Origin of the sequence: Thermospira aquatica (assembly GCF_023525255.1) — a bacterium.
GTDB lineage: Bacteria > Spirochaetota > Brevinematia > Brevinematales > Thermospiraceae > Thermospira > Thermospira aquatica.
In genome coordinates this window covers 22373-34774 of the sequence record NZ_CP073355.1, presented here as the reverse complement: position 1 = coordinate 34774, position 12402 = coordinate 22373, and the positions used below count along the sequence as shown (strand labels likewise).

Below are 12402 nucleotides of genomic sequence, written 5' to 3'. Positions count from 1 at the left end.
AATGTCACCTTTTAAAATACTGCAACTAAAAAAACGAGAGGTTGCAGATGAGAGAGGTGATAACGATGACACTTAAAGCACAGAAGAGGGCAAAAATACTGGAGATGGTAAAGAACAAGAAAATCAAGCAGAAAGATGCTGCAATAATACTGGGGATTTGCAGAAGGCAACTTATTCGAATTTTTAAAGAATATTTATCAAAGGGTGATGAAGCCCTCAATCACAAATTAATAGGCAAACCGGGGAATCACAGAATTAGCAGTGATATCAAAGAGAAAATTATGCAGATAGTACGGAATAATTATAAAGGTTTTAAGCCGACATTTATAGCTGAAAAGCTTTATGAGGAACATCATATAAAAATAGGAGCATCAACGCTTCGTTTATGGATGATGGAAACAGGATTGTGGAAGAAAATAAGAAAAACTGCGAAACACCGTACCAGAAGGCCGAGAAAAGAGCATTTTGGAGAAATGATTCAAATGGACGGCAGCATTCACGACTGGTTTGGGACAGGCAAAGAAGTCTGTCTGATGAATATGGTGGATGATGCTACAGGCACATCTTACGGTCTTTTCGACACAGGAGAAACGACACAAGTAGCGCTGCAATGTTTGTTTGACTGGATAATGAAATACGGTATTCCTTATTCGATCTATTGTGATTATAAAAGCCTGTTCTATACGAAACGGGAAGCGACCATAGAAGAACAGCTTGCAGGGAAATTGCCTCTAACAAAGTTTGGAGAGGTCTGCCATAGGCTGGGGATAGAAATGATATATGCCCATAGTCCCCAGGCAAAAGGACGCGTAGAGATGGAATGGGATCCATCAGGACAGGTTAATAGCAGAAATGAAACTAAAAACATAAAGGATATTGACAGTGCCAATCGTTTTTTGAAAGAATATTACTGGGAAAAGAATAACCGAAAATTTAGTAAAAAACCTCTGTCGGATGAAGATTTTCATATTGCATTAATGCCTGATCAGGACTTAAGGAACTATGTTTGTTATACGGCCGAGTGCAAAGTCTATAGAGATTATACAATAAAGTTTTCTAAAAGAATATACCAGATTGAAAAGAAACAACCTATAGCCATAAAACCCGGGGACAATGTTATCTTAAAAACCTGGCTTGATGGAAGTATACATATTTTTAAGAAAAATATCGAATTGAACTTTTTTGAAATAGATGATTATGGTCGTAGAGTCATTGTGTCAAGAAAATTGTGTCTAGTCATAGGATAACCTCGCTGTGAATATTTTCTTTGGTGTATGAGTGTTGCTCACGATAGAGTTGAAAGTAATACTCCCAATTTTTTAACTTTCTTTTTAAGAACTTCTCATTTTGGTATCTTAATAACAGGTAAAGATATTTCTCAGCTGAAGCCTCGCTTTGACACATTTCCATTGTTTTTAATCTCCTTTTAAGTTCTTTAAAGAGTCTTTCCAGGGCATTGTTTGTATACACCATGCTTCGTATTCCTTCAGGTATTCCATGTAAGTTAATATATTCTCTCTCTTATTGTCAAGAGGTTATTCATTAAGTTGGGATAGATATTTTTCCATTTTTGTATAAATTTCATAAACAATTGTTCTGCCTCCTGTTTGTCTTTGGCATGAAATACCTCTTTATTTCAGTGGCAATGATATTTCTGTGTTGAACTCTCACTTTAGCCAGTATGTTTCTCATGACATGGACTACACAGGGCTGATACTTTGCGTGGGGATATATCTCTGTTATGACGTTTTTCATACCACTTAAGCCATCAGAGACAATAAAATGAATCTGTTTGACACCTCTTTCTCTTATATCTGCCAAAATTTCCCGCCAGTTATAAGCACTTTCCATGCCTCCTGGCAGGTAGTATCCTAAAATCTCCCGTCTTCCCTCAGGTGTAATGCCTATAGCTACATATATTGATTCATTTTCTACCCTATCTCTCTTGATAGAAACACCATAGCATCCAGAAATACCACGGCATATTCTTCCATGAGAGGGCGACTACGCCACTTCTGAATCTCTTCTATGCCTACCTGGCTTATCCTTGAGATGTTAGCATAAGAAATCTTTATTTCATAAAGCTCTTTTAAAACTTCTGCTATCTTCCTTGTTGACATTCCTGATATCAACATAGCCCTGATTAATGCATCTAAGTCTTCTGTGATGCGTTTGCGATAGGGAAGAAGGGCACTTTTAAATCCATTATCCCTTGTTCTTGGAACACGTATGGCTGTAAGCTCGCCAAAAGCTGTCTTTAAATCCCTTTCGTAAAAGCCATTGCCTTTTGTGGGAGGATTGTTTTCCAGGTAAATCTCTCTTTCCTCTTTTAACATACTCTCTAATACTTCCTTGACAATTGGTTTGAATAGCTCTAAAATATTCTTCGTCTCAATCATATCTGGCCTCCTGTGATAGTTTTATTTATATTATCACAGGAGGTTATCTTTTTCCTACCAGACACAATTAAGTATACACTGCCCGTAGAGTTTCGGCATAAAAAAGTGACATTTCTATTTCAATAAAAAGGTGACATTTTAATTTATTTGACAGAGACTAGACACAATTTTCTTGACACAATGGTTTTTGTTGTGGCTGTGATAAAGGAAGATCTTTTTTCTTTGTTGAACTTTTCGGGTGCTCTTTCCTTGTTGCAGTTTAGCCCTTCATCTTAGACTGTGATAAGGGAATAGCAAGTTTTGAGGAGGATAAGCAAAATCCGGGGAGATGGTGACTCTGGAATTTTCAACATGAGCTATTACTTTTTTGCAGTGTGAGCGCGGAGTGTAAAACTGTGATAGGGTAAGAGCTTCTCCCTCGATTGCCACTGCAATTGCAACGGCTTTCACGGTGTTTTTGACTGCAATATGGGAAGAGCAAAAGACTCCTCTTCATCCACCACTGCAATAGTGAAAAAGCTTTTAAGTCTTGAACTCCAAACTGCAACATGGTAATAGCAAAAGATTTTTTTTCTCCTGCAACACGGGAAGAGCTCTTAATTCCCTCCAGTTCACTGCGACAAGGTAATAGCCCGCATGACAGGCACACTGCGACAAGGGAAGAGCATGGCAGTCTTTTTAACTGCGATAAGGTAATAGCTCATATCCTCTCTCCCTTCCCCTCCAACACGGGAAGAGCTTTCAGGTTTCAAGCTTTCACTGCGACATGGTAATAACCGGAATTTTTCCCACTGTGACAAGGTAACAGCAAGAGTTTTTCCCGCAACACTAAACAATACCTTCCGACTGCAACAGGGTAATAGCTAAAAAATTTCCTGCTTCTCAACTGCAATAAAGAAAGAGCTACCGGGGAAAGACCAACTGCGATAAGGGAATAAATTTTCTCGTTTTGACTGTGAAAAGGTAAGAGCATTGCTGTTTTCCACTGCAACAAGGGAATAACTTTCGGGTTTCACGCATTAACTGCAATATGGTAATAGCTGGAGTTTTTTGTACTGCGATAAGGTAATAGCAACAAGCGTCCCTTCTTACACTGCAACAAGGAAACAGCAAAAATTGTGACAAATGCCCATTGACAAAATTTTCCAGTGAATGTATAATGTACCGAAAAAAAACAAAAAATAAAAAAACGTGGAAGTGTCTATGATGTGGAAAGAGTATGAAGAAGCACTGAAGCGTGGTGTGAGAAAGTTTGCAGTAGCTGGAGGTGTGGTGTATGGGCTTATGGTAAGACCACGAGAGAGTAAAGAGTGGGAAAAGACGCCGTATTTTAAAGACTTTAGTGGGACATTTCTGGAGGGTGTTATGCATGACGTAGGTTGGATGGGGATGGTTCTGGATAGAAGTAGTCAGTGAGGAGTGTGAATGTGGATAGTATTCAGGTATCAAGCTTGTGGAGGAATAGCGCTACAAGCCCTCATGGGTCGGGAAGAGGGATAGATATTATAAGAGTATATCGTGGAAATGAAGTGGCTTACTTTAATAATGAAAATGGACAAACACAGACAGCATTCATAAGGGAAGTCTATAATCAATTTGTTGGAGATAATAGAGTAAGTCAAGCTCTTGGACCTTGGGAATTTTATGGGTATAGTTCAAGACCAGAAAGACATCCAAATCTCTGGAGACAACAGAACTTAAAATCAGGAGACTACTATAATCATAGACATCACTTGCATATAACAATACGGTAAATAAGAACAGGAGTAATTTTATGATAAACAAAGTTATAACCTTACTTGTATCATTGGTTATTTTTAATCCTATTTTTGGCCATTCAAAAGACATTGGTATGATTGTTGTTGAGGAAAATCTTAATGTCTATGAATACCCTTCCATTTCTTCCAATATAATTACTACTCTTAAAGCGGGTTTCTTTGTGGTTTATAACCCTGAGTTGATAAATAAAAATCTGGCTGATAAATATGGAGAATGGGTCTATATAAATACTGGGGTATATAAAAATCCTGCTAAAGGAGAAGATATAATATTTGGATGGGCAAGAAAAAGTGGTGTAGCTAAACCCGATGATTTTGAAAGAGTGACGAACTTTGAATCTTTTAAAGTCATTGGTTCAATGGGGGATTCATATTATAACTACTCTTTTTATAAAGACGGCACATATATTAGATATAATGAAAAAGGGAAAAAGATAAGAGGCAGAGTATTTAAGAAGGGAGTTGTATTTTTAGCAAGAGATTCAACACCAACGGACTCAAAATATTATCTCTATAATTTATTCGTACTTGACAACGAAGGTTATTATAATTTTTCTTGTGAAGATGAAAATGGTCAATTGGTAAGAATAAAAAGTAAAATTTATTCTTCGTCCTATAGTTTGGAAAATTTAACCAATGACTACCACATCCTCACCGGCGACAATGTAAACGTTCGTGCCGAAGCTTCTACAAACTCGGCTGTATTACTAAAGCTAAAGAAGGGAGCAAGGGTTAAGATACTTAAGCGGTCGGATGTTACTTTTACGATTAGTGACAGAACGGCTAAGTGGGTATACATAGACACAGGCGTTAAGGACAAGAAGGGTAATACAATTAAAGGCTGGGTGGTGGATATCTATCTGGATGAGGAGGAGTAGCAAGCGATGGTTTCTCATACCTCCCAGTGGAACTGGTCTCACGGCTGTCAGACCATTTACAGGGACGACTTTGAAGAATTCGCCAAGCTGTTTGGCGGGAAAAAGTCAGAGGATAAGTGGGCATTTGCTCAAAGTGTGTATGGTAAAGAAGGGCGCAGTTTCATAGTCACCCAATAAAAGGAGGAAAAATATGAAACGATTTTTTGTGATAGTATGGTTCATCTTGGGGATAACGGTAGCGTATGGGCAGATACGCCTAGATGGAACGAATAGAGAGAATGCCTGGCAGGCGGTGGTACCCCCCTATTTTCCTTATCTGGCGTTAGACAAAAACCTCTCTACCTGTGTAGCTGTAAACACCAACTACACAGCGAGTGATGTCCCTCCTTATTTTCGAATAGTATTTAGAGAACCCTTTTTTATTGACACTATAGTGATTTACAATGGGTATCAAAAGAATACAAATGTGTACCTGGCTAACAACAGGGTAAAAGAAATTGGTATAGCAGGAGTTCTCTATGTAGAAAAGGAGGGAGAAATTGAGGATGAATATGTGATCAATGGAGAAGTGTTTCCATTAAAAGATGAGTGGGGACCTCAAGAGATAAAGTTGGGAAGAGCTGTAAAGGTTCAATGGTTTTCTTTTAGAGTCCTCTCTACCTATCCTGGAACCCGATATGATGATACGTGTATAAGTGAGATAGAATTCTTTTACCAGGGTAAAAAATACGATGTAGTTGTTCTCGAAGAGGATAAGAAGAATTTTCTCGAGGTGTACAAAGATCGTTTTCTTGTCCGAATCCCTGCCTACGTGCCCCATTTTATTTGGTATGATCCCAGCAGTCGGTTTGCCGGGAGTCTCAAGAAGATGGGGATCACCCATGATGTGCATATCATTGAGTTTGATATGACGGATGGTGGGATCTATGTCTACCGCAAGACAAGAAAAGACTACAGTGGGGAGGATTTCACGATACGAGATCCCAAAACAGGCAAAGTGAAGATGAATAGAGCGGTAGCGAACAGGATAGGTGACTGGAAGCTTTCAGAGTTTTCTGAACTCATGGTGAAGCCTCTCGGGGGGAAACAGTGGGAGAAAACGACCGATTTCAGGCACTTTTCTGGTACCTTTCTGGAGGGTATTGAGTATGACGAGGAGGATGGGATGGATGAGATACTGGAAATGGGTCATCCAGGGCATTGATGATGAGGCACAAAAAGAGATAAGACCATAAAATATATAAAAAATGGAGGAAAAGATGAAGAGATGTATCGCATGGGTAAGTATGGTGTTGTTTGTGTTGGTGACGATGGGGTGTAAGGAGAGCCTGACACGGGAGACCTTTTTGAAACAAGAGGCTGGTGGTCCCTGGGGCTATCTTTATGGGACGCGTGAGCTTATCAGGGAAAACACCTCGTTTAATCTCATGATGAATCTCCAGATTGTTCCGCTTTCGGAAAACGGCGAAAAGCCTTTTTCAATTGGAGCAACCTCATCGACGAAGGGATACTATTTCTATCGGGTGAAACCAGGGACGTACGCTATCGATGAATGGGGTGTGAGTGGGGGAGATAGCGGGGCTCGGTCTTTCCCTGTTGGTTACGAGTTTGAGGTGAAGGAGAATACGATCACCTATCTTGGCTATGTCCGATTTCATCAAAGTGGTTATACCAAGGATGATTCTTACTGGATAACCTACGACATCGTTTCGACTGACACGATGAAAGAGGATCTGGATATGTTGTATCGGGATATTCCCGAGGCAAAGGATCTCAAGGTGGTAAACGCAGCCTGGAAGTTTAAACTCGAAGATTAAATACCATTCCCCTCTCCCTGGAAATATCCGGGGAGAGGGAGAAAATTTTAGAAAAGGATGGGGAAATGAAGAAAGGGGTTTGGGTATTGTGTTTTTTAGTAGTAGGTTGTGTGGCAAGGACTGCTGTGATAGTTCCAGAGCAGCGAGGGAGATTAGGCTTTAGCCATTATGCCATTCGATATGTGTTGGGGACTCAGAAAGGTGGTGTGGATTGGGAGAGGGCTGGAGAAGAGGCATTTGGAGTGGTAACGATTGGTGTTGGGGCGGTAAAAGGCACGAAGGTAGTTTTGGGGTGAAGTCTCCTACGAGGGTAGTTAAAGCCGCATCGACGGCGGAGAAAGGGCTTGCAAATCCATTTAAGGGAAAAACTGTTCAAAAAATAGATAAGTTGATGTTACTAGGCCAAAAACTTATAAAGGAGACTTACCTAAAAAGAAATATTTCTTGGAGGATTAATTATGGTATTGACTGTTGAATTGAATAGAAAAGATGAATCAATCGAGATTTATTGCGATAAAGAAGGTATTAAATTATTAAAAAAGCAATTAGATATTTTAGAAAAAAACGGTGGTCATGTACATTTAATGACACCATCCTGGGGTGGTCACGAATTGACGGAAGAAAAACAAGATGAGAATAATGAACTAATCAATCATTTGAGAATAGTATTGAAACCCGACTAATCTCAAAACCCTAGGGATGAGGAACTGGTAAGTTTTTTGGTGCATCATGTTCGAAATATTAAAAAGGAGAGTTTTGTTAAATGTGAAAAGTTCACAAGTAAATTTCATGGAATAGGACTTGTTGGTGAATAAGACAAATGGGATGTTAGCTCTAATTTGTATGTTTGTAATGGTAAATGGAGTTTTAAAAAAGTTTGGGGTACCTTGAGAAAGTTGGAGAAAAGAATCATGATTAAAAGGCCTAAGGAGCTTGAATATAGCTATGAGCATGGTCTACCAGCTGCCATTCGATACGTGTGGGGAAGCGGGAAAGGTGGGGGAAGATTTTTTGAAGGAGCTTCGAAGTGGTCAGCAATTGCAGGTGGAGTTTCCTTTGCTGGAGGAGTAGTTTGTACTGTAATACCTGGAGCACAACCTGCTGCACCATTCTTTTTTGCGACAGCTGGATATTTATTTACAGCTTCTACAGTGACCACAGAGGTTTCAGCAGGCTCCTATTTGGGTGCTGTTGGGTTAGAGTCAAAAGATGGTAAGGCATTAGGGGGTGCAATAAAGAATTTTGTGATGTTTGGTATAGACATTGGTCTCAGCTGGGCAACCAAAGGGGTTTCTAAACTTGTCTTTAAACCAGCAATTCAGAATGTGGATGATTTGGTGGCGATAGCCTACAAAAATGGTAAACCTTATGTAAAGGCAGGATACAAAGGGGTTGCTGATTGGTTTGGAACCAAGCCAGGGAGATTTATTAGTTCAGAGCAATTGCACTTCTATTTTGAATACCAGCGAGAACTTTCACAGATGACCACGGAGATGGCACAACGGGAATTTTTAAGGGGAATGGAAGCTTTTCAGAATACTGTATTAGTTGGGGTCGAAAAATTGTGGGAATATAACCAAAACTCTAATTATCCCAATATACAGGTACCGAGCTTTGATACGAATATAATGTATAACGGGAAAAAAAACTATGATTATTTGAAGTACGGAAGGTAGAAAAATTAGGAGGGAGAAGATATGATGGATATTGTTGTATCTTTTTTTAAAAGAGTGGAAAGAATGGTGGAGAATAGATACCTAATAGTAGAGTACCTTTTTGGGGATATTATGAGGTTTCTGGAGGAACATGGGATAAGTCCCTTGTGGTTGATATTCTTTCTTGTCACAGCAATAAATATTGGGGGTATTTTGTTTGATACAAGCAAAATGTTTACAGGGAAGAAACTCAGTTTCAAAGAAAGATGGAGGCTCTTCTGGAAGGATGTTAACTTAGGGAAAAGTGTGATGGTGATATTGCTATATCCCATTTCTCTTCTGGCAATAGGTTTGGGGTATTGGTTTATATTTTTAGTGATACTTGTTATGTTAGGTATACATTTTATATTAAGTACTAACAAAGTTGTTTCGAAGGTTGAGGGAGAGAGTGGTTTTAGCCGTTTTAAAAGAAGGTGGAAAGAGTATTGGAAAGGCTTTGACTTTTTCAAAGGAACAATTGTATTTTCGTGGGTAGTCCTTTTATTTGGAAGTATAGGTATGCAGATAGTTTTGTCAAGAAGCAAATGATTTCAAAAAGAGGGTAGATATGGAAAGACACAAGAGTAATAATGGACAAAGTCTGAAGATAAACTTTACGGATAGGGCCAATGGAGTGAGTTACTCAAACTTTGCCTTAATCAATAGCAGTAGCGAGGAGTTTTTGTTTGACTTTGGGAGTGTGACACCGGGAGAAAAAATAATGTATCTTTTACCTATATTCTCTCATTTAGAAAGCCCCCCTGTTAAGGGGGGCTTTTAAAATTCGCTCTAAGAGGTTTTGTGTCAGGAAATGAGGCTGGCAACCATGTCTCCCACTTCGGTGGTGGAGTAGCCCATCTTTCCAGCGGAGAGGCTTTTAAGACGTGTACAGGTGGTGGCCACAGCTTTTTGAATAGCATCGGCAGCTTTATGTTCACCGAGCTCGTCGATCATCATACGAGCCGCTTCGATAGCTGCAAGGGGGTTAATGACATTTTTACCTGTGTATTTTGGAGCTGAACCACCGATAGGTTCAAACATAGACACGCCTTCTGGATTGATGTTTCCACCGGCGGCGATACCCATGCCACCCTGGATCATGGCACCCAGATCAGTGATAATATCTCCAAAGAGGTTTTCTGTTACAATAACATCGAACCACTCCGGATTTTTCACAAACCACATCGTAGTAGCATCCACATGGAGATAGTCTCTGGGAATATCGGGATAGGATTTCTGTCCCATTTCTTCAAAAGCTCGAAACCAGAGATCGCCGGCATACGTGAGCACGTTTCTCTTGTGAACGAGATGCAAAGGCTTGGCAGCGTAGGAAGCACTTATCTGGTTTCGTCTCTTCTTGAGTTCAAAGGCATACTTCAGACAACGATCAACGGTTTTTCGATCATAGACCATCACCTGGGTGGTCACCTCATCGGGAGTTCCTACACGAGTAGCTCCACCGTGTCCTGTGTAGATACCACCGGTGTTTTCCCGTATGACAACAAAATCGATATGTTCTGGAGTCTTCTCCTTAATAGGTGTTTCAACGCCCGGATAGAGTTTTACAGGACGGAGGTTGATGTACTGATCCAGGTCAAACCGAATACGCAGAAGAAGTCCCTTTTCGAGGATACCCGGTTTTACATCAGGATGACCAATGGCACCGAGATAAATAGCATCATACTGCTTGAGCTCTTCAATTTCTTCAGCATCGATAATCTTCCCTGTTTTGAGATAGCGTTCACCACCAAAGTCATAGGTATGAAAATCAAACTTGATACCATAGACGTGGCTCACAGCATTGAGTACTTTGAGTCCCTCTCGAATAACCTCTGGACCTGTTCCATCACCGGGGATAACGGCAATTTTGTATGCCATGCTAAACCTCCTTTCTTTAACCTTGAATATACAAGAGAAATGCCTGACGAAGCATCTCGTGTTCTTTCTCTACGGTATTCATCTCATCAAATCGTCCACGGGTGGTAAAGTAAAACTTGATTTTAGGTTCTGTTCCTGAGGGACGGGCAACCACCTTTGCTCCATCGGAGAGTTTGAGAACCACCACATCAGAAGAAGGAAGCCCTGTTCTTCCTTTCTTTTGACCGGTAGTCATATCGATGATTTCATCTGTTTTCATGTCTTGTTTCTCAAGTACCTGCCATTTCCCAAGGTTTTTGGGGGTATTTGTGCGAAGTTTTTCCATCATGGCTTTGATCTGAGAAAGCCCTTCCACTCCTGAAAGGGTGAGAGATTTTTGACTTTCCTTGTAAAAACCGTACTTTCTGTAAATGTCGTAGAGGACATTAAGCGCGGAAGTACCCTTTGATTTGTAGTAGGCAGTAAGCTCTGCAAATAAAGATACTCCCATGATGGCGTCCTTGTCTCGTACAAAGTCTGCGAGAAGGACCCCATGGCTTTCCTCACAACCGAAAACAAAGTTTTTCCCTTCATTTTCGAACTCCCGGATCTTAAGTCCAATCCACTTAAAACCCGTGAGTACATCGGTTAGTCCAATCTTGTGTTCGTTGGTAATATCGGCGATAAGGTCGGTGGTTACGATTGTTTTGACCATCCAGGGATTGGGGGGGAGTTTTTTCTCCGTTGCTACATAATAGGCTAAAAGGGTAGCAATCTGGTTTCCGTTTAAAAGCACCATCTTCCCCGTTCTGTCCCGGAGTGCGACACCGAGACGATCGGCATCCGGGTCAGTGGCGATAAAGATATCGTAGTTGTTCTCTGAAGCGAAATTTATCCCTCTGGCCATGGCTTCTGTTTCTTCAGGGTTGGGATAAGGGGTGGTAGGGAAATTGCCATTTGGCGTAGCCTGTTCCGGGAGAACATACACGTTCTCAAATCCCCACACTTTGAGAGCCGCAGGGATAATCTTGTACCCTGTCCCATAGAGGGGAGAATAACAGATCTTGACGTCCGAGGAGGGGGCTACCTCCGGGTGGATGCTTATTGTTTTTACTCTCTCGAGATAGAGGGCATCTATTTTTGTATCAATAACCTCGATGAGACCTTGTGCTTTTGCTTCTTCAAAAGGGAGGTACTTTACCTGCGACAGGGAAGTAATCTTGCGCACTTCTTCGATGATGCCTTTGTCAGCGGGAGGAGTAACCTGACAACCATCGTCCCACATGACCTTGTATCCGTTGTATTCTTTGGGGTTGTGAGAAGCGGTGATCATGACCCCTGCTTGCGCTTTGAGCTCTCGTATAGCAAAAGAAACCATGGGGGTAGGATGAATATCCTCGTAGAAATATACCTTGATTCCATTGGCAGCCATCACTGCGGCAGTTTCAAAAGCAAAAACATCAGACATAATACGGGAATCCCGCCCTATAACGATTCCTTTTTTGGGGTCTCCCTTGGCATAGATGTAGTTAGCAAGTCCCTGGGTGGCTTTTCGTACCACATAACGATTCATGCGGTTGGTCCCAGCTCCTATGATTCCACGGAGACCACCTGTCCCAAACTCAAGCTCGGTGTAGAAACGATCTTCGAGCTCTTTTTCGTTTCCCGCGTCGATCAGATTCTGGATCTCGGCTCTGGTTTCTTCATCGTACTCTGGACCAAGCCATTCCTGGATGCGTTTCTGGACATTTTGATTCATGGATTGCCTCCACATTGGTATGATAAAATTGAATTATAGTATACCATAACCTGGAAAAAAATGCTATTTTTTGCATTTTTTGTTGGCGGGGAGATTTTGCCAACGTGTTGAGAAAGCGTTCTCTCTTTTGATGATAAAAATGTGAGAAGTGCTTTTTCTTCTTGTAAGGATGATAAATAATATTGAAAAACTTTAGAGGGAAACAGATTGTGGAGAAAAT

The 12402-nt window shown here is 40.7% G+C and carries 14 protein-coding genes and 1 pseudogene; 12 read left to right on the top strand and 3 right to left on the bottom strand.

Going from position 1 to position 12402, the window contains the following annotated elements; genetic code table 11:
* Positions 1-47: 47 nt before the first annotated feature.
* Complete coding sequence (locus KDW03_RS00180) at positions 48-1247, top strand: ISNCY family transposase (protein WP_271435392.1); 1200 nt, start codon at positions 48-50, stop codon at positions 1245-1247.
* Here the strand turns inward: KDW03_RS00180 and KDW03_RS00170 are convergent.
* Positions 1237-2351, bottom strand: a pseudogene (locus KDW03_RS00170) (IS256 family transposase); the annotation flags it as partial. The gene KDW03_RS00180 and the pseudogene KDW03_RS00170 sit on opposite strands and share 11 nt — an antisense overlap.
* Positions 2352-3602: 1251 nt before the next feature.
* On the opposite strand from KDW03_RS00170, the gene KDW03_RS00165 reads away from it, so the two are divergent.
* The 11 genes from KDW03_RS00165 (at position 3603) to KDW03_RS00115 (ending at position 9347) form a co-directional block, all read left to right on the top strand.
* Complete coding sequence (locus tag KDW03_RS00165) at positions 3603-3815, top strand: hypothetical protein (RefSeq protein WP_271435391.1); 213 nt, start codon at positions 3603-3605, stop codon at positions 3813-3815.
* 11 nt (positions 3816-3826) lie between these two features.
* Positions 3827-4153 carry a hypothetical protein gene (locus KDW03_RS00160; RefSeq protein ID WP_271435390.1) on the top strand — a complete coding sequence of 109 codons (327 nt, stop codon included), beginning with the start codon at positions 3827-3829 and terminating at the stop codon, positions 4151-4153.
* 20 nt (positions 4154-4173) lie between these two features.
* On the top strand, positions 4174-5055 hold the full coding sequence (locus KDW03_RS00155; protein WP_271435389.1) for an SH3 domain-containing protein: 882 nt from the start codon (positions 4174-4176) through the stop codon (positions 5053-5055).
* A 6-nt stretch (positions 5056-5061) separates the two neighbouring features.
* Positions 5062-5232 carry a hypothetical protein gene (locus KDW03_RS00150; protein WP_271435388.1) on the top strand — a complete coding sequence of 57 codons (171 nt, stop codon included), beginning with the start codon at positions 5062-5064 and terminating at the stop codon, positions 5230-5232.
* Positions 5233-5245: 13 nt separating this feature from the next.
* On the top strand, positions 5246-6259 hold the full coding sequence (locus KDW03_RS00145) for an NADase-type glycan-binding domain-containing protein (protein ID WP_271435387.1): 1014 nt from the start codon (positions 5246-5248) through the stop codon (positions 6257-6259).
* A 55-nt stretch (positions 6260-6314) separates the two neighbouring features.
* Complete coding sequence (locus KDW03_RS00140; protein ID WP_271435386.1) at positions 6315-6872, top strand: hypothetical protein; 558 nt, start codon at positions 6315-6317, stop codon at positions 6870-6872.
* 110 nt (positions 6873-6982) lie between these two features.
* A complete protein-coding gene (locus KDW03_RS00135) occupies positions 6983-7168 on the top strand; it encodes a hypothetical protein (RefSeq protein WP_271435385.1) in 186 nt (61 codons plus the stop codon).
* A gap of 162 nt (positions 7169-7330) precedes the next feature.
* Positions 7331-7555: an Imm32 family immunity protein gene (locus tag KDW03_RS00130; protein WP_271435384.1), complete on the top strand. Its 225-nt coding sequence runs from the start codon at positions 7331-7333 to the stop codon at positions 7553-7555.
* A gap of 228 nt (positions 7556-7783) precedes the next feature.
* On the top strand, positions 7784-8548 hold the full coding sequence (locus tag KDW03_RS00125; protein ID WP_271435383.1) for a hypothetical protein: 765 nt from the start codon (positions 7784-7786) through the stop codon (positions 8546-8548).
* Between the two features lie 21 nt (positions 8549-8569).
* A complete protein-coding gene (locus KDW03_RS00120; protein WP_271435382.1) occupies positions 8570-9115 on the top strand; it encodes a hypothetical protein in 546 nt (181 codons plus the stop codon).
* A gap of 19 nt (positions 9116-9134) precedes the next feature.
* Positions 9135-9347, top strand: coding sequence for a DUF3467 domain-containing protein (locus tag KDW03_RS00115; RefSeq protein ID WP_271435381.1), 213 nt, complete (start codon positions 9135-9137; stop codon positions 9345-9347).
* A gap of 23 nt (positions 9348-9370) precedes the next feature.
* Here the strand turns inward: KDW03_RS00115 and KDW03_RS00110 are convergent, their stop codons facing one another.
* Together KDW03_RS00110 and KDW03_RS00105 are read right to left on the bottom strand one after the other, a co-directional pair.
* The gene (locus KDW03_RS00110; protein WP_271435380.1) at positions 9371-10444 is read right to left on the bottom strand and encodes a 3-isopropylmalate dehydrogenase; all 1074 of its coding nucleotides are present in this window, start codon (positions 10442-10444) and stop codon (positions 9371-9373) included.
* Between the two features lie 16 nt (positions 10445-10460).
* On the bottom strand, positions 10461-12182 hold the full coding sequence (locus tag KDW03_RS00105) for a phospho-sugar mutase (RefSeq protein ID WP_271435379.1): 1722 nt from the start codon (positions 12180-12182) through the stop codon (positions 10461-10463).
* Positions 12183-12402 lie beyond the last annotated feature (220 nt).

Coding starts and splice junctions, on each gene's coding strand:
- KDW03_RS00150 (WP_271435388.1), top strand. CDS start 5,062: ATGGTTTCTCATACCTCCCAGTGGAACTGGTCTCACGGCTGTCAGACC.
- KDW03_RS00145 (WP_271435387.1), top strand. CDS start 5,246: ATGAAACGATTTTTTGTGATAGTATGGTTCATCTTGGGGATAACGGTA.
- KDW03_RS00140 (WP_271435386.1), top strand. CDS start 6,315: ATGAAGAGATGTATCGCATGGGTAAGTATGGTGTTGTTTGTGTTGGTG.
- KDW03_RS00110 (WP_271435380.1), bottom strand. CDS start 10,444: ATGGCATACAAAATTGCCGTTATCCCCGGTGATGGAACAGGTCCAGAG.
- KDW03_RS00180 (WP_271435392.1), top strand. CDS start 48: ATGAGAGAGGTGATAACGATGACACTTAAAGCACAGAAGAGGGCAAAA.
- KDW03_RS00130 (WP_271435384.1), top strand. CDS start 7,331: ATGGTATTGACTGTTGAATTGAATAGAAAAGATGAATCAATCGAGATT.
- KDW03_RS00115 (WP_271435381.1), top strand. CDS start 9,135: ATGGAAAGACACAAGAGTAATAATGGACAAAGTCTGAAGATAAACTTT.
- KDW03_RS00125 (WP_271435383.1), top strand. CDS start 7,784: ATGATTAAAAGGCCTAAGGAGCTTGAATATAGCTATGAGCATGGTCTA.
- KDW03_RS00120 (WP_271435382.1), top strand. CDS start 8,570: ATGATGGATATTGTTGTATCTTTTTTTAAAAGAGTGGAAAGAATGGTG.
- KDW03_RS00155 (WP_271435389.1), top strand. CDS start 4,174: ATGATAAACAAAGTTATAACCTTACTTGTATCATTGGTTATTTTTAAT.
- KDW03_RS00165 (WP_271435391.1), top strand. CDS start 3,603: ATGATGTGGAAAGAGTATGAAGAAGCACTGAAGCGTGGTGTGAGAAAG.
- KDW03_RS00105 (WP_271435379.1), bottom strand. CDS start 12,182: ATGAATCAAAATGTCCAGAAACGCATCCAGGAATGGCTTGGTCCAGAG.